General features: G+C 35.7%; 20 protein-coding genes. 11 read left to right on the forward strand and 9 right to left on the reverse strand.

Translation table 11 applies throughout. The features are described 5' to 3' along the window. Nucleotides 1–36: 36 nt before the first annotated feature. Nucleotides 37–1,581 carry a glycine--tRNA ligase gene (locus JJL45_RS00605; protein ID WP_068601458.1) on the reverse strand — a complete coding sequence of 515 codons (1,545 nt, stop codon included), beginning with the start codon at nucleotides 1,579–1,581 and terminating at the stop codon, nucleotides 37–39. Between the two features lie 121 nt (nucleotides 1,582–1,702). On the opposite strand from JJL45_RS00605, the gene JJL45_RS00610 reads away from it, so the two are divergent. Continuing rightward, nucleotides 1,703–2,380, forward strand: a complete 678-nt coding sequence (locus JJL45_RS00610; protein WP_068601456.1) for a ComF family protein — start codon at nucleotides 1,703–1,705, stop codon at nucleotides 2,378–2,380. A 57-nt stretch (nucleotides 2,381–2,437) separates the two neighbouring features. Next, complete coding sequence (locus JJL45_RS00615) at nucleotides 2,438–4,039, forward strand: Ig-like domain-containing domain (RefSeq protein ID WP_068601455.1); 1,602 nt, start codon at nucleotides 2,438–2,440, stop codon at nucleotides 4,037–4,039. Between the two features lie 75 nt (nucleotides 4,040–4,114). Here JJL45_RS00615 and JJL45_RS00620 read toward each other — a convergent pair whose 3' ends face one another. The 4 genes from JJL45_RS00620 to ald all read right to left on the reverse strand — a co-directional run bounded on the left by JJL45_RS00620 (nucleotide 4,115) and on the right by ald (nucleotide 8,768). Then, nucleotides 4,115–4,894 (reverse strand): amidohydrolase, encoded by a 780-nt coding sequence (locus tag JJL45_RS00620; protein WP_068601453.1) that lies wholly within the window; start codon nucleotides 4,892–4,894, stop codon nucleotides 4,115–4,117. 59 nt (nucleotides 4,895–4,953) lie between these two features. Next, nucleotides 4,954–6,726, reverse strand: a complete 1,773-nt coding sequence (locus JJL45_RS00625; RefSeq protein WP_068601763.1) for a MutS-related protein — start codon at nucleotides 6,724–6,726, stop codon at nucleotides 4,954–4,956. A gap of 82 nt (nucleotides 6,727–6,808) precedes the next feature. Next, nucleotides 6,809–7,504, reverse strand: a complete 696-nt coding sequence (locus tag JJL45_RS00630) for a zinc metallopeptidase (RefSeq protein ID WP_068601451.1) — start codon at nucleotides 7,502–7,504, stop codon at nucleotides 6,809–6,811. A 169-nt stretch (nucleotides 7,505–7,673) separates the two neighbouring features. Beyond that, nucleotides 7,674–8,768 carry an alanine dehydrogenase gene (gene ald, locus JJL45_RS00635; RefSeq protein ID WP_068601449.1) on the reverse strand — a complete coding sequence of 365 codons (1,095 nt, stop codon included), beginning with the start codon at nucleotides 8,766–8,768 and terminating at the stop codon, nucleotides 7,674–7,676. A gap of 494 nt (nucleotides 8,769–9,262) precedes the next feature. On the opposite strand from ald, the gene JJL45_RS00640 reads away from it, so the two are divergent. Further along, complete coding sequence (locus JJL45_RS00640) at nucleotides 9,263–9,817, forward strand: porin family protein (RefSeq protein WP_068601447.1); 555 nt, start codon at nucleotides 9,263–9,265, stop codon at nucleotides 9,815–9,817. 366 nt (nucleotides 9,818–10,183) lie between these two features. Here the strand turns inward: JJL45_RS00640 and leuS are convergent, their stop codons facing one another. Further along, nucleotides 10,184–13,030, reverse strand: a complete 2,847-nt coding sequence (leuS, locus tag JJL45_RS00645; protein WP_068601445.1) for a leucine--tRNA ligase — start codon at nucleotides 13,028–13,030, stop codon at nucleotides 10,184–10,186. 149 nt (nucleotides 13,031–13,179) lie between these two features. Here leuS and JJL45_RS00650 point away from each other — a divergent pair, with 149 nt between their 5' ends. The 3 genes from JJL45_RS00650 to JJL45_RS00660 all read left to right on the forward strand — a co-directional run bounded on the left by JJL45_RS00650 (nucleotide 13,180) and on the right by JJL45_RS00660 (nucleotide 15,420). Continuing rightward, on the forward strand, nucleotides 13,180–14,097 hold the full coding sequence (locus JJL45_RS00650) for a DMT family transporter (protein WP_068601443.1): 918 nt from the start codon (nucleotides 13,180–13,182) through the stop codon (nucleotides 14,095–14,097). Between the two features lie 99 nt (nucleotides 14,098–14,196). Continuing rightward, complete coding sequence (locus JJL45_RS00655) at nucleotides 14,197–15,075, forward strand: cell division protein FtsX (protein WP_067144841.1); 879 nt, start codon at nucleotides 14,197–14,199, stop codon at nucleotides 15,073–15,075. A gap of 90 nt (nucleotides 15,076–15,165) precedes the next feature. Further along, entirely contained in the window at nucleotides 15,166–15,420 is a 255-nt protein-coding gene (locus tag JJL45_RS00660) for a DUF3098 domain-containing protein (RefSeq protein WP_067144842.1), read from the forward strand. A 264-nt stretch (nucleotides 15,421–15,684) separates the two neighbouring features. On the opposite strand, the gene JJL45_RS00665 is transcribed toward JJL45_RS00660, so the two are convergent. Further along, the gene (locus JJL45_RS00665) at nucleotides 15,685–16,818 is read right to left on the reverse strand and encodes a glycerate kinase (protein ID WP_068601441.1); all 1,134 of its coding nucleotides are present in this window, start codon (nucleotides 16,816–16,818) and stop codon (nucleotides 15,685–15,687) included. Nucleotides 16,819–17,156: 338 nt separating this feature from the next. Here JJL45_RS00665 and JJL45_RS00670 point away from each other — a divergent pair, with 338 nt between their 5' ends. From JJL45_RS00670 to JJL45_RS00680, 3 genes are read left to right on the forward strand one after another with little or no spacing between them, the layout of a single operon-like run. Continuing rightward, nucleotides 17,157–17,954, forward strand: a complete 798-nt coding sequence (locus JJL45_RS00670; protein ID WP_068601439.1) for an undecaprenyl-diphosphate phosphatase — start codon at nucleotides 17,157–17,159, stop codon at nucleotides 17,952–17,954. Then, nucleotides 17,954–18,646, forward strand: a complete 693-nt coding sequence (gene truB / locus JJL45_RS00675) for a tRNA pseudouridine(55) synthase TruB (RefSeq protein WP_068601437.1) — start codon at nucleotides 17,954–17,956, stop codon at nucleotides 18,644–18,646. Before JJL45_RS00670 ends, truB begins: the two co-directional genes overlap by 1 nt. 53 nt (nucleotides 18,647–18,699) lie before the next feature. Next, nucleotides 18,700–19,416, forward strand: coding sequence for a hypothetical protein (locus JJL45_RS00680; RefSeq protein ID WP_068601434.1), 717 nt, complete (start codon nucleotides 18,700–18,702; stop codon nucleotides 19,414–19,416). Here the strand turns inward: JJL45_RS00680 and JJL45_RS00685 are convergent. Beyond that, entirely contained in the window at nucleotides 19,394–20,017 is a 624-nt protein-coding gene (locus JJL45_RS00685) for a thioredoxin family protein (RefSeq protein ID WP_068601432.1), read from the reverse strand. The two genes, JJL45_RS00680 and JJL45_RS00685, sit on opposite strands and share 23 nt — an antisense overlap. Before the next feature lie 113 nt (nucleotides 20,018–20,130). Here JJL45_RS00685 and JJL45_RS00690 point away from each other — a divergent pair, with 113 nt between their 5' ends. Next, the gene (locus tag JJL45_RS00690; RefSeq protein WP_068601430.1) at nucleotides 20,131–20,697 is read left to right on the forward strand and encodes a DNA-3-methyladenine glycosylase I; all 567 of its coding nucleotides are present in this window, start codon (nucleotides 20,131–20,133) and stop codon (nucleotides 20,695–20,697) included. Here JJL45_RS00690 and JJL45_RS00695 read toward each other — a convergent pair. Then, the gene (locus tag JJL45_RS00695; RefSeq protein ID WP_068601428.1) at nucleotides 20,694–21,683 is read right to left on the reverse strand and encodes a 2-hydroxyacid dehydrogenase; all 990 of its coding nucleotides are present in this window, start codon (nucleotides 21,681–21,683) and stop codon (nucleotides 20,694–20,696) included. The genes JJL45_RS00690 and JJL45_RS00695 overlap by 4 nt on opposite strands. Nucleotides 21,684–21,876: 193 nt before the next feature. Here JJL45_RS00695 and JJL45_RS00700 point away from each other — a divergent pair, with 193 nt between their 5' ends. After that, nucleotides 21,877–22,506 carry a DUF2490 domain-containing protein gene (locus JJL45_RS00700; RefSeq protein ID WP_068601426.1) on the forward strand — a complete coding sequence of 210 codons (630 nt, stop codon included), beginning with the start codon at nucleotides 21,877–21,879 and terminating at the stop codon, nucleotides 22,504–22,506. The last annotated feature ends 20 nt before the right edge of the window (nucleotides 22,507–22,526 follow it).

A 22,526-nucleotide genomic window follows, 5' to 3' on the forward strand; every position in this document is an offset into this window, starting at 1 on the left:
AAAGCCTCTTTTTTTTTGCATCTATCTTGTTATAGATTATTTCATTTTCATCAACCAAGAGCGCATATCTACAGCTTCTTTAATGATGTTTCTTAAATCTGAAATTTTCACGCGTTCCTGCTCCATGGAATCTCTGTGACGAATAGTAACCGATTGATCTTCTAAAGTATCATGATCTACGGTGATACAGAATGGTGTACCGTTGGCATCTTGTCTTCTATAACGTCTACCTACAGCATCCTTTTCATCATAAACCACATTGAAATCCCACTTTAAGTCTTCAATGATTTCCTTTGCAATCTCAGGTAAGCCATCTTTTTTAACTAAAGGTAAAATCGCCGCTTTCACTGGTGCTAATACACTTGGTAATTTTAGAACCGTTCTTGTGGTGCCATTCTCTAATTCTTCTTCTTGTAAAGCGTTTGAGAATACCGCTAAAAACATACGGTCTAAACCAATAGAAGTTTCTAACACGTAAGGCACATAGCTTTTATTTTCTTCAGGATCGAAATATTGTAATTTCTTTCCAGAGAATTTTTCGTGTTGCGATAAATCGAAGTCAGTTCTTGAGTGAATGCCTTCTAATTCTTTAAATCCGAATGGGAATTTAAATTCGATATCGGCAGCAGCATCAGCGTAATGAGCTAATTTTTCATGATCATGGAAACGGTAATTATCTTCACCCATTCCTAAGGACAAGTGCCATTTTAAACGCGTTTCTTTCCAGTGCTCATACCACTCTTTTTGAGTGCCAGGCTTAATAAAAAATTGCATTTCCATTTGTTCAAACTCACGCATTCTAAAAATAAACTGTCTTGCAACAATTTCATTTCTAAAAGCTTTTCCTGTTTGAGCAATACCGAAAGGAATCTTCATACGTCCTGTTTTCTGAACATTTAGGAAGTTCACAAAAATACCTTGTGCCGTTTCCGGTCTTAAATATAGGTCCATAGCACTTTCCGCTGAAGCGCCAAGTTTTGTTCCAAACATCAAGTTAAACTGCTTAACGTCAGTCCAATTTTTACTTCCGGATAACGGACAAGCAATTTCCAATTCTTCAATTAGGGCTTTTACATCGGCTAAATCTTCATTTTCAAGAGATTTGGCCATACGCGAAAGCGTGGTATTTATTTTGTCTTGATACCCTAAAACACGTGGGTTCGTAGAAACAAACTCTTCTTTATTAAAAGCATCACCAAAACGTTTTTGAGCTTTAGCTACTTCTTTATCTATTTTAGCCTCTATTTTAGCACAATAGTCTTCAATTAAAACATCGGCTCTATAACGTTTTTTCGAATCTTTGTTATCAATTAAAGGATCGTTAAACGCATCAACGTGACCAGAGGCCTTCCATGTGGTTGGGTGCATAAATATTGCAGCATCTAAACCTACAATATTGTCATGCATTTGCACCATGGCTTTCCACCAATAGTCGCGAATATTTTTCTTAAGCTCAACACCATTTTGAGCATAGTCGTAAACTGCACTTAGTCCATCGTAGATCTCACTACTTTGGAACACGTAACCATACTCTTTTGCGTGAGAGATTACTTTTTTAAATTGATCATCTTGATTTGCCATCCTGCAAAAATAAAAAACCGCAGTAAACTAATAGCCTGTTTAATAAAGATTTTTTGAAACAAAAATCATATCGAAAAGCACAATATTTTTGCTATGTTTACGCGTAAGATTTTTCACATATATGTTCCAAGCTATAATCGACTTATTTTTCCCTAGAGTATGCAGTGCCTGCTTAAAGTCATTAAACGACCATGTAGAAATGATTTGTCTGGATTGTCGTCATGATTTACCAGTAACCAACTTTCATTTCACAAAAGACGAAAGCGTCAAGAAAGTACTGTATGGCAGAACGAAAATCGAACATGCCACTGCTCTTTTTAGGTTTGAAAAGAAAAGCAACGTACAACAACTCATTCACAATTTAAAATATAAAAATCAGGAAGAAATAGGAGCTTTTTTAGGAAAATGGCTTGGCGCCGAATTACAAGAAGCTAAAGGATATCAGGATATCGATTTAGTTATTCCGGTTCCACTTCACCGAAATAAATTGAAAACCCGCGGCTACAACCAGGTTGCTAAATTTGGGGAACAGATTGCCAAGTCGTTACAAGCGGAATATAGAGATGATATTCTACTTAAAGTTTCAAAATCTAAATCACAGGTGCACAAAAAACGATTTGCGCGTTGGCAAAATAACAGCGAGCAGTTTACCTTAACAGATCCTAAGTCCATTACAGGCAAGCACATTTTAATAGTAGACGACCTTATAACTACGGGAGCGACCATAGAATCTTGTGCATCGGTTTTAAATTTAGCAGATCATATAAAAATTAGTATTGCTACCATGGCGATAGCTTAACAGACTACCTAATATATCTTTAAAATTATGTAGGTTTGTAAAAATTTTGATTCTTTAATGAAAAAGACGCTTTTTAATTTTGTTCTAGCCCTTCTAATTACCACTATATTTATCAATTGCGCCAATCGAGGCACACCTGGTGGGGGGCCTAAAGATGAATTACCACCGGTAATTATCAAATCTACTCCAGAAAATTATTCAACCAATTTTGAAGGCAATGAAATTGAAATCATTTTCGATGAGTATATCAAGATTAAAGACATCCAAAAGCAACTGATTATTTCACCTCCTATGGAATATCAACCTGATATTACCCCGCTGAGTGCGGCTAGTAAAAAGGTTGTTATCAAAATAAAGGATACGCTTGCCCCAAATACCACATACGCGTTTAACTTTGGGAACAGCATTACCGATAACAACGAAGGGAATCCGTACCCTTACTACCGATATGTTTTTTCTACCGGAAGCTATATCGACTCCCTAAAAGTCACAGGAAACATTATTGATGCCGTAAAGAAATCCCCTGAAACCTTTGTTAATGTAGGTCTTTATGAAATAGATTCAACATTTAGCGACTCCATTATTTTTAAAGAAAAACCGAAATACATTACCAATACTTTAGACAGTGTTACCACTTTTGCTATTGAAAATGTTAAACCAGGGAAATACCTACTGGTAGCCTTAAAAGATGGTAATGGCGATAATAAATATCAGCAGAAATCCGATCAAATTGCATTTCATAATAGTTTTATCAATGTGCCTACCGATTCGACATATACACTAAAACTGTTTAATGAAGAAGCCACTTTTGACGCTACCAGACCAAAGCTCATTTCTGGAGAAAAAATTGCTTTTGGCTATGAAGGCGATTACAAAGGCATGAAAATTAAAATGGTATCTGAAACACCAGAGGATTTTAATTACCGCATTACAAAAGATCCAAAAACCGATTCGTTAATGTACTGGTACACCCCAAGAATGAAAGTAGACTCCTTACTTTTTAAAGTACAAAAAGATGATTTTGAAAAAGATTTCACGGTACGCATTAGCGAGCAAAAAAGAGATTCCATTAGGGTAGACATCCTTACAGGAAACACTATAGGACTGAAAGAGCCACTTAAATTAACATCAAATACACCTATTACCAAATTTGATGCTTCAAAAATAACTTTAATAGACAAAGATTCTTCGGCCGTTTCGTTTGATACGAAGTTTGACACAATCACCAACACGTACGATTTCAATTTTGAAAAAACCGAAGACAATCTTTATAAGATGCAAATTCTACCTGAAGCTTTTGTGGATATTTTCGATTACAAAAATGACACGCTGAACGTATCGGTAAAAACTAAAAAAAGTTCCGATTACGGTTACGTGCGCTTTACTTTGGCAAACGCTACATTTCCTATCATAATTCAGTTAACTGATAAAGATGGTAAATTAAAATACGAATCTTATGTTACCGAACAACAACCTGTAGATTTCTTAGACATTAATCCAGCCATTTATGCGATTAGGATTATACACGATGCCAATGGCAACCAGAAATACGACACAGGAAGCTATTTAGAAAAACGCCAACCTGAGAAAATAAGTCATTTTCAAAATGTTGAAATTCGTGCCGATTGGGGGGTTGAAGAAACGCTGGAATTTAAATAGCCGCGCGATTGAGTGTAAAACCACCAGTTGAAAACTGGCGGGAGCGCTAAATTGCGGTAGCAGTGCGTCACAAAACTAAAGAATAGTAAACCGATCCTGATCATTTAGAAACTTGAATTTATTACGATAGGCTTCAATATGTCGTTTTTCTAAGGTGACGGTTTCAACAGATATTTCATTTGGCCTCAATTCGGAAATTAAATTCCCCAACACATCATAGGCAGCAGAGTGTCCTGAATACACAGCATTGACCCCATCAATACCAACGCGATTTACGCCTATACAATAACTCATATTTTCGATAGCTCTAGCTTTTAATAAGGTATCCCACGCTAAAATTCGTGGTTTTGGCCAATTGGCTACATAAATTAAAAGATCGTAATCTTCGGTGTTACGTGCCCAAACCGGAAAACGCAAGTCGTAGCATATTAGCGGACAAATTTTCCAGCCTTTATAATCTAAAATGATTTTTTCTGCGCCTGCCGTATAGGTTTGTTCTTCACCTACCAAAGTAAAAGTGTGTCGTTTATTGTAGTACGTAATTTTTCCTGAAGGCTCTACAAAAAGTAAGCGATTATAATAGTTATCATCTTCGGAAATCACCAAACTCCCCGTAATCGCCGTGTTGTATGTTGAAGCCATGTGCTTTAACCACGAAACAGTTTCGCCTTCCATAGTTTCGGCGACTTCGGCAGCATGCATTGTAAATCCCGTGGAGAACATTTCAGGTAAAACAACAAGATCTGTATCATCTGAAAGGCTTTCAAAATGCTTGCTAAACGCTGCTCTATTTTGTTTCGGATTTTCCCAAACCAAATCGGCTTGAATCCAACTCACTTTTAATTGGTTCTGCATAATGGTAAAGATAAAAACTTCCTTTGGGAAATTTACCTTCTATACAAAGTGAATTTCAGCTAAACGATTTCCATTTTCTTTAAGAGGAAGGAAGCATTCATATTTTTACAAACACCATGTTTCAAGGTATAATCAAAATGCAACTCATCATTGATAATCTCGGCATCAAAATAATAGTTTTTAACTTCTTCAAGCTCCTTTTCCATCTCACACAAGCTTAAATCGTGTGTTGCTATAATTCCTGTTGCGTTTGAAGCCACGAGTTTTTCAACAAATTTTTTCGAGCCAATAGCTTTATCGGTGCTGTTCGTGCCTTTTAAAATTTCATCTAGAATGATAAAATACGGCTCCTTTTGAATGGCATCGACAATGAATTTTAATCGTGTTAGTTCTGAAAAGAAATACGAACTATCATCAGTTAAAGAATCTGTAGTTCGCATGCTTGTTATAAGTTTTACAGGTGAGTACTGACTCTTTTCAGCACAAATTGGTAAACCTGCATTTGCCATAACAATATGCAAAGACACGGTTCGTAAAAAAGTACTTTTCCCAGCCATGTTGGCTCCGGTCACAATAAAAAATTGTTCGTTTTCTATGATGACATCGCTGTCTACACGTTTGGCTTTATTCAGTAACGGATGTCCTAAACCTTCGGCTTTTATAACAGGTCCGTTTTTTACAATTTCTGGAAACACAAATTCTGCATGGTTAAACGTATAAGTACCAAAACTGCTATAAGCATCAAAAAAGGCGACCACCTCAAACCAATCGGCCACTTTATGTCCGTAAAGCGAAATCCACTGTTCCACGCGAAACGCATTTTTAATATCCGTTAAAAATAATCCATTGGCAAAAATGGCACCTATAAGGTTATTTCTATTATCCAGAGCGTCTAAAGATTTAGAAAAGGCTTTAAAAATAGCTGAAGCTTTTTTAGTTTCGGCTTGAATATTTTGCTGTTTCTCTTTAAGAAGTTGTGAAGAGAAGTTTTTATTTTCAATCAAATCCAATAAGGTGGCGTATTGACGAAATGTATCTCTAACCTTATCGGTGTTGGCGGCTAGTTTATTTACTTTTTTCAAGTAAATACTTGAAATCCCTAAGCCTAAAAACAACCAATAGCCTATTAATGGCTTATAGGTAATAACATTTAATACGGTAAGCAAAAAGATAAGAATAGATATCGCACCAAAACCTTGAGCAAACCAGAATAATGATTTATTTAGAAAGCTTTTATGATTTTTAATCCAATTTACTATAAAACGAGCAGGTGTTTCAACTTTTACCAAGGTTGAAATTGCGGAATAAAACTGTCGGAATTTTGTTTTTTCGGCCAACTCCTTAATGGATTCTTGCCGCTCTACAATATTTGAAACATCATTCGCCTTTAAAGCATCGGCAAGTTTTTTAGCACCTTCTTGACTTGTGGTTCTATTCATAAATTGAAAAAAGGAACCGCGTCCAAATAAATCGATATCCAAACTGTATTCATGGTTAGCATCCTGAAATTGAAGGCCATGATCGCGATCGTGAAACTCACCCGAAGCGATTTTAATTTCGGATTCGTTAAGTGCTACAAGGGCCTTATGAAATTCGCGTTCACGCTTTACATTGGTGTACTTCGAGAGTAAAAAAAGAAAAACCGACAAACCTAAAACCCCAATAACGACAGCCATTTGCCAGTAATTGAAAAGAAAATAAACACCAAAACCTGTGACTACAAAAACCGTTAAACGCAGCAGGCTTAAGCTGGTCATTTTTTTCGAGAGGCTTTTAACCTCGGTTTGATAAATTTCTAAGTGTTTTTTATAATAATCTAAAGGCTGTTTCATGTGGTAACAAATTGGGCATAAAGTAACAAAAAAGCCCTGAAAATGTTCAGAGCTTTTAGCGTATGTTTTGTATTTGTGTGTTTTAATCTCTTCCTCCAAAAAGCTGAAGCGCCCAATAAAGTAAGTTCGCTAAGGCACCAATAGCAGCTACTAAATAGGTTCTAGCCGCCCATTTTAGAGAATCTTCGGCACCAGCATATTCTTCTGGAGCCAACATGTGTCTGTTTTTTAACCACGCTAAAGCACGGTTACTCGCATCGTATTCTACAGGTAAAGTGATAAAACTAAACAAGGTTGCAAAGCCCATAAAAACCACACCTAAAACGGCAACCCACCAGCCTAGTCCAACACCAGCAGCTCCTCCTAGAACGAGACCACCAATAATAAGCCACTGCGACATACCAGAAGTTACACTTACAATAGGTACTAAAGCCGAACGCATTTGTAACCAATTGTAGGCCTGAGCATGTTGCACCGCATGCCCACATTCGTGAGCAGCAACTGCAGCAGCAGCTGCATTTCGTTGATTGTATACGGACTCACTTAAATTAACCGTTTTATTTTTAGGGTTATAATGGTCTGTTAATCGTCCTGGCGTAGAAATAACTTCTACATCGTAAATACCGTTATCGGCAAGCATTTTTTGTGCTATTTCGGCGCCACTCATGCCATTACGCAAATGTACTTTAGAGTACTTTTCAAACTTACTTTTAAGCTTGTTACTCACCAACCAGCTTACTAAAGCAATGGCCCCAATAATTATATAATATCCTAACATGTTTTCTTTTTTAAGTTTTAATTTCTATAGTAAATATAGCAAAAATAACGCCATAAAGGTATCGTGAAAATTTGTCAGACTTTTTCAGTTTAACATAAGATTATAAACAAAAAAACGTCTAGACTTTTAGATAAGTGCTAGACGTTTGATTTATTAAAATTTAAATGACTTAAGCCATTTCCATATCGAAAGCTTCAGCAATCTCTTTATAAACGATTTCTCCTTTAACAATATTTAAACCTTTTGCTAATGGCGGGTTATTCTCACAAGCTTTTTCCCATCCTTCGTTCGCTAATTTCACTACGTAAGGTAACGTAACATTGGTTAAAGCCATTGTAGATGTGTAAGGTACAGCACCTGGCATATTTGCAACAGTATAATGTACTACCTCATCTATAATATAAGTTGGGTCTTGGTGTGTTGTTGGTTTCGTTGTTTCAAAACAACCACCTTGATCTACAGCAACGTCAACCATAACAGTTCCTGGCTGCATCTCTTTAAGCATATCTCTTGTAATTAATTTAGGCGCTTTGGCACCTTTAATTAATACACCACCAACAATTAAATCGGCATCTTTAATATGCTTTCTAATATTGTATTCACTAGAAAACTCACTAATAACGTTATTTGGCATCGAATCACTCACATAACGTAAAGCTTTCATGTTAATATCCATGATTACAACGTGAGCTCCTAATCCTGCCGCCATTTTAGCCGCTTGATAGCCTACAATACCAGCACCTAAAATAAGTACTTTTGCAGGAGGTACTCCTGGAACACCACCTAATAAAATACCACGACCTTTAATTGGCTTCTCTAAATATTTAGCACCTTGTTGAATAGACATTCTACCTGCTACTTCCGACATCGGAATTAACAATGGCAACGTACCATCGGCATCCTCAACTGTTTCGTAAGCAATACAAATGGATTTACTTTCAATCATCGCGTTTGTTAACGCTTCGCTTGATGCAAAGTGGAAATAAGTAAACACCACTTGGTTAGGCTGAATTAATTTGTATTCCGGTTCGATAGGCTCTTTCACCTTTACAATCATTTCAGCAACAGCATAAACTTCCTCGATAGTATCAAGAATTTTAGCTCCAGCCTCCATATAATCTTCATCTAAGAAACCACTGTTAAAACCAGCATTTTTTTGAACAAAAACCTCGTGATTACGTTTTGTTAATTCAAACACCCCAGAAGGCGTCATCCCCACTCTGTTTTCGTTGTTTTTAATCTCAATAGGAACACCAATTTTCATAAGCGCATTATTTTAAAAGTTAGTATTTAGTACCAAGCAAAATTAAAATAAATGATTGAGTAAATTTTGAAAAAGCCAATTTTTCTTAAAAATTCAATAACAAATTTAACGTTTTGTTAAGAATTACATAAAACATACTGATTTACTAGGAATTTATTACACATTCCATATTTAAATTTCTTGAATGTTTTTTTGAGCGCCTGCCTGTCGGCAGGCAGGTTACCACAAGGGTCAGGCTATCCGTTACAATCTTTTTTATTTGGTTATTGGTTGGTGGTTATTTGTTATTGGTTATAAAAAAGGATTTCCACTGCTATCCTTAACGCAAACACCTGCTATTGAAAATTACATTATTACACAAAACAAAAATCTCATTACCCATTAATTATAACTTCTTGTTAAAATTGGTTAAAAAGGTTAATACTATCCCAACTAGAGCTGATTACATTGCTAAAAGACTTTGTTTTGAATAAAATAAATCAAACTTTTAAATCATGAAAAAACTATTATTAGTTACTGCAATTATCCTTCTAGGTGTTGCAAATCTGAACGCGCAAGACATTCAATTTGGTGTAAAGGGCGGACTTAATTTCGCCACAATTTCTGGAGACCACACGGAAAACATCGATATGGTTACAGCTTTTAATATTGGGGGTATGGTAGAAATTCCGGTTTCTGAAAAATTATCGGTTCAACCTGAAATCATATTTTCTGGAACTGGATTTAGCATCGACGACAATACTACAGCGTTAAACTATCTAAACATTCCGCTAATAGCAAAATATTATATTATAAAAGGTTTGAGTCTTGAAGCAGGGCCACAAATAGGTTTTTTGCTTTCTGCAAAAAATGAAGATCTCGATGTTAAAGACGCATACAATAATGTAGATTTTGGTATAACTACTGGTGTAGGCTACAAGTTAAACAACGGCATTAATTTTGGAGCTCGATACAATTTTGGCTTATCCAACATTAATAACATCGATGGTGCAACAGATAAAAATAGAATAGGAGCTCTCCAACTCTCCATTGGTTATTTCTTCAATTAAACAACATCATAAAAACACCAAACCCGTAGTCCTCTGACTTCGGGTTTGGTGTTTTTAAATATATTTCAGTTTCAAAGATTACAAGCATCATACCGTAATAAATATGGATATGATGCTTTTATATTCTAATTGTGCCGAGTTAAGAAACAAGTTCTCGATACAATGCTCCTACCGTCGCATCACTCGAACAGACATAAAACTATATTTTTGTCTCTTCGAGTGATTTCGATTTTTCTTCGAAATTGTATCGAGAAGCCATCGACTTCAGGTTTGTTAATTCAACAATACAAATGGAAAAGTCAACTTTTCACTTTTAACTTCTAACTTTTAAGATCTAACTTTTAATATCTAATATCTAACTTCAACCTACCCTACAATATTCACAATCTTTCCAGGTACCACAATCACTTTTTTAGGCGTTCTACCTTGTAATTGTTCCTGTGTTTTTTCGTGAGCCATCACTGTTTTTTCGATATCCTCTTTACTCATATCTAAAGGCAACTCTAAGGTAAATCGCATTTTACCATTAAATGAAATCGGGTAATTTTTAGCACTTTCAACCAAATGACTCGCATCAAATTCTGGGAAAGCTGCTGTCGAAATAGACGTCTCATGACCTAACTGACTCCATAATTCTTCAGCAATATGTGGTGCATACGGCGAAATTAAAACCAATAAAGGTTCTAAAATGTCTTTGCTAGTACATTTTTGACTACTCAATTCATTTACTGCAATCATAAAAGTTGATACCGAGGTATTAAACGAAAAGTTCTCAATATCTTCTTGAACTTTCTTAATCGTTTTATGTAATGTTTTTAAGGCATCTTTAGTTGCAGGAGCGTCGTTTACTTTTAAACCGTTATCATCGGCATATAATTTCCATAGTTTTTTCAGGAAGTTATGCACCCCAGTAATTCCAGCCGTATTCCAAGGCTTGTATTGCTCTAAAGGCCCAAGGAACATTTCGTAAAGTCTTAAACTATCGGCACCATATTCGGCAACAATATCATCTGGATTTACCACGTTGTATTTCGATTTGGACATTTTTTCCACATCACGACCTACTTTGTAAACTCCATTTTCTAGTATGAATTCGGCATCTTTATAATCTTCACCAAACTCACTATCATTTTTTAAACCTTCAATATCCAATTCATCGGAAGCATTTATATATTTTACTTTCACGTGAATAGGTTGCACATTTTTGTCTTTTGCTAATCCCGCTGAGTAATAGGTGTTCGTTCCTTCTTCTCTATATACAAAAGCACTTGTTCCTAAAATCATTCCTTGGTTGATCAGTTTTTTAGCAAACTCATCAACAGGCACAAAACCTTTATCGAACAGGAATTTTTGCCAGAAACGCGCATACAATAAGTGTCCGGTTGCATGCTCACTTCCACCAATGTACAAATCAACATCTTTCCAATAATTCAATGCTTCTTGACTAGCAAATTCGTCGGTATTCGTTGGGTCCATGTAACGGTTAAAGTACCAAGAGCTTCCTGCCCAACCTGGCATAGTGTTAAGCTCTAAGGCCCCACCTAGCCTCCCCGAAGGGGAGGAATTCTCAAACTCCTCTTTAGAAACTATTTTAGCCTCATCACCATATTGTAACCAATGCCATTTTAAAGCGTTACCCAATGGTGGCTCGCCAGTTTCTGTAGGCAAGTATTTTTCAACTTCAGGTAATTCTATAGGCAAAAACTTGGTGTCTATCATATTTGGCATGCCATCCTCATCATAATACACAGGAAATGGCTCCCCCCAATAACGCTGACGTGAAAATACCGCATCACGCAAACGGTAATTGGTTTTTCCTTCACCAACGCCTAATTGTTCCAATTCGTAAATGGCGCGTTTGGTGGCTTTCTTATAGTTCATTCCGTTAAGGAAATCACTATTAGCAATCACTGTTTTATCTTTATCTGAAAAAGCTTCTTCAGAAATATCAACACCTTCAAAAATATTCGGAATTGGAATATTAAAATGCTTAGCAAAATCGTAATCACGTTGGTCACCACAAGGCACCGACATAACAGCTCCTGTTCCATAACCCGCTAAAACGTAATCACCAATCCAAACCGGAATTGGTTCTTTTGTAAAAGGGTGTTCCGCGTAAGCGCCAGTAAAAGCACCAGAAATGGTTTTTACATCAGCCATTCTATCACGCTCACTACGTTTAGCAGTTGCTAAAATATAGGCTTCTACTTCTTCCTTTTGCTCAGGTGTGGTTATTTGCGATACCAATTCATGCTCTGGCGCTAAAGTCATAAAACTTACTCCAAAAATGGTATCAGGGCGCGTTGTGAACACATCGATAATGGCATCGTGTCCATTAACATTAAAGGAAACACTCGCTCCAACCGATTTTCCAATCCAGTTACGCTGACTCTCCTTTAAAGAATCGGTCCAGTCAATTGCTTCCAAACCTTGTAGTAAACGCTCGGCATAAGCAGAAATTCGCATACTCCATTGGGTCATTTTTTTACGAATCACCGTATGTCCACCACGTTCGGAAACACCGTTTACAATCTCATCGTTAGCCAAAACAGTTCCTAATGCAGGGCACCAGTTAACTTCAGTTTCAGCCAAATAGGTTAATCTATATTGTAATAATATTCTTTGTTGTTCTTTTTCTGAATATGAATTCCACTCTTCAGCTGAAAATATTTTAACATCGTCATCACAAATGGCTTCAACATTTATATTGCCTTCCTCAGAAAAAACCTTTATCAATTCTGAGATACAAAAAGCTTTCCCTTCAACACTACAATACCATGATTCGAACAGTTGAATAAAAATCCACTGGGTCCATTTATAGTAACTCGGATCGGAAGTTCTCACTTCACGCGACCAATCGAATGAAAATCCTATTTGATCTAATTGCCTTCTATACGTTTTTATGTTTTCGGCTGTGGTTATTGCTGGATGCTGTCCTGTTTGAATCGCATATTGCTCGGCAGGTAATCCAAAACTATCGTAACCTTGCGGATGTAACACGTTAAATCCTTGATGACGTTTGTAACGCGCATAAATATCGGAAGCGATATAACCTAACGGGTGCCCAACATGCAATCCTGCACCACTAGGGTAAGGAAACATATCCAAAACATAATATTTTGGTTTTTCGCTGTTGTTTTCGGCTTTAAACGTTTGGTTTTCGGCCCAATATTTTTGCCACTTGGCATCGATTTCGTTGAAATTATACGTCATTATCATCCTTATTTTAAGAAGATGCAAATTTACGTTTTAATTAGAAACAGGAGGTCTTAATGAATAAAAAATGACTTTGCTTAATCATTTAAATTAATAGAATTACTTTTGACTCGCTATTCAATTACTGCCTAATACCACATATTTCTTTGATAAAAGCAAACATTATAAAAGCCCATCTTGCATTACTTGGCGCACATTTCATTTATTCCGCCAATCATTTTATTGCAAAAGGCATCATGCCCGAAAAGTTAGATCCTAGACCCTTTGTGTTATTTCGTGTTTTAGGAGCGGGCATCCTGTTTTGGTGTATTAAATTATTTATTAAAGAAAAGGTTGAAAAGAAAGACTTTTTCCGACTTATACTATGTGGACTTTTTGGCGCATCATGTAACCAACTGTTTTTCTTTGAAGGACTGAGTATTACATCGCCTATAGACACGTCCATAATCATGACCTCTTCACCTACTGTTGTATTTATATTGAGCATGATTTTCTTAAAAGAAAAAACAACCACCAACAAACTCATAGGACTAAGTATTGGTGCCATTGGTGCTATTGGTTTAGTATGGTATGGCCAAATTGCCGAAGGCACTAGCAGTTTTTTAGGCAACCTTTTTGTTTTTCTAAACGTTGTAAGTTTCTCCCTTTACCAAGTGATTGTAAAACCCTTGATGAAGAAATACCATTTTATAACCATTATTAGTTGGGTGTTTCTATTCGGACTCCTATTTATGCTTCCAATTGGTTTAAACGACGCCATTTCTAATACAGATTATACACTTTTTAACACAAACACCTTTCTGGTTATTGGCTATGTCATCGTATTTACCACCTTTTTAACCTTTCTATTTAACATCTATGCATTGCGCCAAGTGTCGCCATCCGTAGCTGGAAGTTACACCTACATACAACCTGCGGTTAGTTTTGCTATCGTCTTGATGTTGTCGTACTTTTTAGATAACAACACCTACAGTGAAGATATAAATATTGTAAAGGTAATTTCCTGTCTTTTTGTAATTATTGGTGTGTATTTAATTAGTAAAAAAACGAAGTCAACCACATAATTATTTAATGGTTTCACAACATTATTAATTTGTTTTGGTTTATATAAATACAGATTAATAATACTTTAGTATTTTTACATCATTAATCCAAATTCTTCTATGAGTTCATCTTTTGAAAGGCACCAAAAACGCAGACTTATCTCCTCATACTTTTCTGTAGTTTTGAGTATTGCTCTGGTTTTATTTTTATTAGGACTATTAGGTTTACTAATTCTTAATGCCAAAAAAGTGTCCGATCACTTTAAAGAACAAGTGGTAGTTACCATATATTTAAAAGACACTGCCAAAGATGTTGAAACCAAACAACTAGAGAAAAGTTTGGCTATGGCCGAATATGTTAAAACAACCAAATACGTTTCAAAAGAAGAAGCTGCCGAGTTTATGAAGGCCGAAAACGGCGAAGATTTCATGGATTTTGTAGGCTATAACCCATTACAAAACTCTATAGACGTTTACCTTAAAGCCGATTATGTAACCTCTGAACATCTTGAAAAAATTTCAGCGGAAGCTTTAAACAAAGACTTTGTTGAAGAGGTAACCTACGATAATGATCTGGTTAATTTGATGAACGACAACGTTAAAAAAATTAGTTTTTGGGTCCTCATTATCAGTAGTATTTTCACTTTAATTGCGGTTTTATTGATAAACAGTTCCATCCGATTAGCGGTTTACTCCAAGCGTTTTACTATTAAAACCATGCAAATGGTTGGGGCAACCAAACAATTTATTAGACGACCATTTGTTTGGCAAAGTGTAAAACTTGGTATTATTGGTGCTATTTTAGCGCTTATAGGCATGGCCGTAGTACTTTACTATTTAGACAAAACCTTTATAGAACTCAACCTCTTAGGGCAACCTATTTTTGTAGCTATGCTATTTGCTTTTATTTTCGGATTAGGCATTATAATCACTTGGATTAGCACCTATTTTGCAACACAACGCTTCTTAAATTTAAGAACCGATCAATTATATTATTAAATCTGGTAAGCAAAATATTAGAAAGAGATTAACACGTTAATTTTAAATAAATCTTTTACTTTGCACTAAATATTCGGCAGAATAACAATTATGGGAGAAAAAAAACGAAAAGAAGCAACAAAACCAGTTTTTGTATTTGGAAAGAAAAACTATAAATTCATGTTTATAGGTTTAGCCGTTATCGCTCTTGGGTTTATTTTAATGGCTGGCGGTGGCAGCGACGATCCCAACGTTTTTAATCCAGAAATTTTTAGCTGGCGACGTATTCGTTTAGCACCAACTTTAGTGCTTATCGGGTTTGGAATTCAAATTTATGCCATTCTTTTAAATCCTGATAAAGAGTAAATTACCTCCGTTGTTCATTTTTTTCATTGATAAAAAAACGAACCAAAAAAATCTAGGCTTACGAATATTTATCTAAATTTTTCGTTCGACCCCTAAATTTCAGGAACTCGCTATAAAAATTACAGAGAAGTTTTAAATTCCGTTTAGCTCAAACAGCCTGAAATTTCACGGTGTTTTCACTTCAAATTTTACGATAAATTTTCGATAGGCCATAAAAAACACATTTTCAATATAAACAGACTACATCAATAAAACCTCTTAACTTTAAATTTCATTAAGGTGTTTTTTAGCAAATACTCGAGCCATTTCTGCAAGATACGCTTTACCATTTTCCATAGCATCGTTTAAATTTTTTGAGTAGTTTAAAACGTCATCTGCGTAATCTATCCCGAAGTCTTTTAATTTATTTTCATCCAAATCGATGGCTCCACATAATGCCGCGACTTTTATTTTTTTCGCTTTCGCGGAATCAAGCACGCCACGAATCGTCTTTCCAGACAAGGTTTGAACATCCAACTTCCCTTCACCCGTAATTAGCCACTCGGCACCTTGTATTTGATGATCAAAATCTGCTAAATCCTTAACCAATGTAGTTCCAAGTTCCAAAATACCATTCAAAAACACCTTGGATGCGATGCCCATACCGCCTGCTGCACCACCTCCTTTTACAGATTGCACATCCATATTAAAATGATTTCGGAGAACTTTTGAAAAATCTAACAACCCCTGTTCAAGCAATGCCCTAACCTTTTTGTTTGCACCTTTTTGTTTGGCGTAAACCTGAACGGCACCGTTTTCCCCATATAATGGATTTTCAACATCGCAGGCTATTTGAAACTTAACCGACTTTAATTTAGCATGAATATTTGAAGCATCAATCCTTTTTATTTTAGATAAATTGGCGCCAATAGGTTTTACCTCTTTATCGTTTTCATCTAAAAACCGGTAACCTAAAGCCGTTGCCATACCAATGCCACAATCGTTTGTCGCGCTTCCGCCTATTCCTAAAATAATTTGTTCAGCACCTCGATTTAAAGCATCAACAATCAGTTCTCCGGTTCCTAAAGTGGTGGCATTTTTACAATCTAGTTGTTCATGTTTCAGTAGTTTTATTCCTGAAGCTTCAGCCATTTCAATAAAAGCTGTTTTAGATTTTTCAGCAAATAAGTAAGACCCAGAAATCCTTTTAAAAAACGGATTATGAACCTGAACGGAAACAAATTCCCCTTTCAAATAAAAATTGATAATATCAATGGTGCCATCACCTCCATCAGCCAGTGGCAATGTGACGATTTTTAAATCTGGTCGGATTTCTTTCAGACCAGATTCAACGGCTTTACAGAATTCAAATCCTGAAACCGAACTTTTAAACTTATCTGGTGCTAGTATTATTTTCATTTAACTGATTTAAAAATAAAAAATATTAACCACACACCCCTTAATTCCCTCGTACTAGAGGGGAAACTGTTACGCTTGAGTTTCCCTCCTAACAAGGAGAAACTATAGGAGATATAAATCCATACGCCCCAAAATAAAACATGACCTAAATTCAAAAAACTCCAACAACACCCCTTAATCCCCTCTTACTAGAGGGGAAACTGTTGCGCTTGAGTTTCCCTCCTAAAAAGGAGGGACTAAGGGAGGTGTGAACACAACCTACTTCATAGATTCTAAAATAACCTTTTATTATTTAGGAACATCTGTTGAATATAGGAGTATTTTAATATTTTAGCGCCATGGAAATTATAGATGCAATTATTTTAGGTATCATTCAGGGACTTACTGAATTTTTACCCGTTTCTTCAAGTGGTCATTTAGAAATCGGAAAAGCGATTTTAGGCGAAGACCTAGAAGCTGAAACCAGCTTACTTTTTACTGTTGTGCTACATTTCGCTACGGCTTTAAGCACATTAGTAGTTTTTAGAAAAGACATTTTAGACCTTATTAAAGGTGCTCTTAAATTTCAATGGAACGAAGATTTACAATTTGTAACTAAAATTGTCATTTCTATGATTCCTGCCGTTATTGTAGGCTTATTTTTTGAAGAACAATTAGAGCTACTTTTTGGCGGTAACATCATGCTGGTTGGATTTATGCTCATTATTACGGCCATATTGCTATACTTTGCTGATAAAGCCAAAAACACAAATAAAAAAGTGTCTTTTAAAGATGCTTTTATCATAGGTGTTTCCCAAGCCATTGCGATGCTTCCAGGTATTTCTCGCTCGGGAGCTACCATTTCTACCTCTGTGTTATTAGGAAATGACAAGACAAAAGCCGCTCGTTTTTCATTTTTAATGGTCGTTCCTTTAATATTTGGTAAAATTGCAAAGGATGTACTGAGTGGTGATTTAGCCTATGACAGCAGTAATTTCACTTCCCTTTCCATAGGGTTTGTCGCTGCTTTTATTGCTGGACTTTTTGCCTGCACATGGATGATTGCATTAGTTAAGAAAAGTAAACTTATATATTTCGCCATTTACTGCGCCATTGTAGGTGTTATTGCCGTAATATTTTCAATGTTAAATGCCTAATGAAAACCCTTGAAGATTATCAATCTGGCCAGGTTTTGCTCATCGATAAGCCTTTAAATTGGACTTCCTTTCAAGTGGTTAACAAGCTACGTTGGGAAATAAGACAAGCCTTCAAAATAAAAAAAATAAAAGTAGGTCATGCCGGAACTTTGGATCCGCTTGCTACAGGTTTATTAGTGCTTTGTACAGGAAAAATGACCAAGCAAATTGACACCTTTCAAGGGCAAATTAAAGAATACACGGGTACTATTGTTTTAGGGAGTACAACCCCATCATTCGATCTAGAAACCAACATTGATAAAACCTATCCTACAGCACACATTACAGAAGACTTAATTAAAGAAACCACCCAACAATTTATAGGGGACATTCAACAATATCCACCAGTATTTTCAGCTTTAAAAAAAGACGGAAAACGCTTGTATGAATTCGCCAGAGCTGGAGAAGATGTAGAGATAAAACCCCGTACCGTTTCAATTTCTGAATTTGAAATTACAAATATTGATGGAAATTATATATCTTTCAGAGTTGTTTGTAGCAAAGGCACTTATATTCGTTCCTTAGCCAACGATTTTGGAAAAGCCCTAAACTCGGGTGCGCACCTTTCTTCCCTCAGGCGTACTAAAATAGGTGATTTTAAGGTTGAAAACGCCACGAGCATTGAAGCCTTTATCGAATCGCTAAAAAACTGATTAATTTAATTTTACGTATATTAAATAAACGCAAACCCATAATAATCAAAGATTTGAATCTTACAAATCAACATAGAGCCCTACTTATCACCCTTCTAATTTCTGGAACGGTCATTCTTATGGTTTTTAATTTAAGTCTGAATAAAAAAAAGGAGTTCGCTTCAGAGAGTTACTATGAAATAGAACCCGAAAAAGAGCCCACTCTTGAAGAATTAAAAGCAATCGAAGCCTTAGAAAATCAGAATCAAGCTAAAGCAGAAACTAATAGCGCTTTTAATGAAACTGAAAAAGTGAAGCATTTTGCACAAGCCTTTAAGCCTATTGCACCACCAGAAGACTATCAACCTAAGTCTGAAGACCAAGGAGATGCATCGGAGACAAGTGAAAAAACAGATTTAAAACCAGACACAGACGCTTCTTTAAACCAAGAAGAACTGGCTAAATTTAGTAAGGTTAATGAATTACTTAAAAAACAACGTTCGCAAAACAATTCGCGTAGTAGCATTAGTTTTTCATTACCTAACCGTACAAAAATCTACATACCAATTCCGATTTATCTATGTGAGGTAGACGGAAAAATTATAGTTAATGTCACAGTTAATGCCAATGGCGATGTGGTTGATTCGTATGTAAACACCTCATCAACTTCTGATAACGAATGTTTAATAGAACGCGCTTTAGAGTATGCCAATCAATCGCGATTTAGCAAGGACCCTAGTCAAAAAAGCCAATTAGGAACTATTACTTTTATGTTTGTTGGAAAACGGTAGTTTGTAATTTTGAAAGCATTTGGATAACATCTTCGATAACATTTTGCCCTTTATTATCATTATACCAATGCTGTAAATCGGCCTTAAAAGCAGGTGTTAATTTTCCATTTTTAGCGATAAAGCGTTTCACATAATTTGCAGCTTCACTAGGTCTTGGCCCATAGGTATCCAGAACTTCCCCTGTTAGGTTATCAATAACAATTAATTTCGGAATGGAAGCACTGCCTTTGGTTAAAAACAAATCCATAAGTTGCAAGTTTTCATCTCGAATAACCACTTTAAAATCAATATTCTCGCTTAATGAAGCCAATTTATTCAAGACAGGTAATACGTGTGCCGCATCGCCACACCAACTTTCGGTAATAACTAACCAGGTGACCTTTTGCTGAAATTCAGTCATACTATGTTTCGCTTCTTGGGTAATCCTAACCGTTTTATCCCAGCGCTTCATACGTCTGTCATTCAATTTCGTGTAATCGGCTAATTCCTCCGATTTATTAACGCCAGTGTTCGAATGCTCATCAACTAATTGTTTTACTAAAGCACGGTACGCTTCATAGGACATGCTACGCTCTAAACTTTCTTTAATAATGGATTTCATAGGCCTTATATTTAAAATGGAAAATAACTTAACACGGCAAAATTAGTATCTTAACAAGATATTTTTGATGACATTTGTCATAATTCAAATTTAAAATCAACACAATCAATCATATGAACCAAAAAAAAAGATGCTCGTGGTGCGAAGGTGATACGCTTTACGAAGCCTATCATGATGAAGAATGGGGCGTTCCTGTTCATGACGACCATTTACTTTTTGAATTCTTAATTTTAGAAACTTTTCAAGCAGGACTGAGTTGGATTACCATTCTACGAAAGCGCGAAAATTTCCGAAAAGCTTTTGATGGTTTTGATTATAAAAAAATAGCCAACTATCAACAAGATAAAATGGACGCTCTGCTTTTAGACGCCGGTATCATCAGGAATCGGTTAAAAATTAAAGCGACCATAACCAATGCCCAGGCTTTTATGAAAATACAAGAGGAATTTGGAAGTTTTAATACCTATATATGGGGATTTGTAAATGGAAAACCCATAAAAAACAATTTTAAAACCATGGAAGACGTCCCAGCTAACACCCCGCTGAGTGACACTATAAGCAAGGACTTAAAAAAACGTGGCTTTAAGTTCGTGGGATCAACCGTGATCTATGCTCACATGCAAGCTACAGGTATGGTTAACGACCATATGGTAGATTGTTTTAGATACAAAGAAGTTTAAACCACTTCATTTTTTAATGTTTCACCGTTTTTGAAGGCTTTAATATTTTCTAAGGTTGTGGTTGCAATTTCAAACATGGCTTCTTTTGTGAAAAAAGCTTGATGAGACGTTATTAAAACATTTGGAAAGCTGTTTAGACGCAACAATAAGTCGTCATGAATGATGCTCTCCGACAAGTCTTCATAAAATAAATTTTCTTCTTGCTCATAAACATCGATCCCCAAATACCCTATTTTATTCTGTGATAAAGCATCTATAGCATCAGCTGTGTCAATTAAAGCCCCGCGGCTTGTATTAATAATCATCACGCCATCTTTCATCAGTTTTAAAGAATCTTTATTGATGATATGCTTCGTAGATTCCAGCAACGGACAATGTAATGAAATCACATCCGATTGTTTGAACAATTCTTCTAAAGACACGTATTTAACGCCTTGTTCAATTAACTTATCTGAAGGATACACATCATAGGCTAAAATCTCGCAGCCAAATCCGCTTAAAACCTTACAAAAAGTAGCACCAATTTTCCCTGTTCCAATAACACCAATGGTTTTATTACTTAAGTTAAAACCAATGAGTTTATTTAGAGAAAAATTACCCTCCCGAACTCTGTTATAGGCCTTATGAGTTTTACGATTTAGAGTTAAAATTAAAGCCAAAGCATGTTCGGCAATAGCCTCTGGAGAATAGGCTGGCACACGAACCACCTTAATATTGTACTTTTTTGCAGCATCTAAATCTACATTATTAAATCCTGCACAACGCAAGGCAATTAATTTGATGTTATTCTCGGCTAAAACAGCCATGGTTTTAGCATTTAATTTATCGTTTACAAAAGAGCAAATCGCATCAAAACCTTTGGTTAAATTGGCTGTATGATTATCAAGAGATGTTTCGAAGAAGGTAAAATCGAAATTATAATCGTCATTATATTTCTCAAAATATTCCTGATCGTATGGTTTTGAACTAAATAAAGCAATTTTCATAAAACTTAGATTTTTTTAAAGCTTGAAGATAGTAAATTCATTCAATTTTTTGTCAAAGTATATAATCTGATTATTTTTGACAATCCCTCTTCAAACAGTTAATTTAACGCATACTTAGACCGTTATTCTTTAGACAAAATCAACAAGACTAATGAAAAAATTCCTGCTTATTATCTTCTCAATAAGCTTTTATATGGCATTCTCCCAAAAGAATACAACCCTTTTAGGAGAAACTACCGTTGGAGTTACACATCAGTTTTCTCAAAAATACAGTACCGATTTTGCTTTTCGATCACGCTACTTTTTATACCAACATCACACTTGGGATTACAACCAACAACAAATTGATTTTTACCATTTTTCTAATTTTCATTTAAACGATAAACACATTGCTAGTCTTGGTATTTATTACAGAAATAGAGATTTTTTTGATACAGGTTCTGGCGAAATAAGAATTACCGAAAAATACACCTATATTAATCAGCATAAACGTCTGAGATATCGACATAAACTGAGGTTCGAGCAACGATTTTTAAAAACCCTAACCATTTACCGAGAACGCTATTTATTTGAAGTTGGCCTTCCGCTAAAAGGCAGCACTTTCGATGTTGGCGAAAGTTATTTTACCAGTAGTGTAGAGGGCTTGCTTAGCTTAAGTCCGCAAATAAAAGCACTTACAAGTTTAAGAACAAATGCTAAAATAGCTTGGAAAATCACTGAAAAGCTTAAACTTCGAACAGGTATTGAGTACCGTTTAGAAACTTTTAACCGAAAAGCTTATAACGTGCTGTTTTTACTAACTTCGGCTCTTATAAAACTGTAAAAACTACTGTTTTAAACGGA

The sequence above is a fragment of the Tamlana sp. s12 genome (assembly GCF_016767215.1).
GTDB classification, from domain to species: domain Bacteria; phylum Bacteroidota; class Bacteroidia; order Flavobacteriales; family Flavobacteriaceae; genus Pseudotamlana; species Pseudotamlana agarivorans.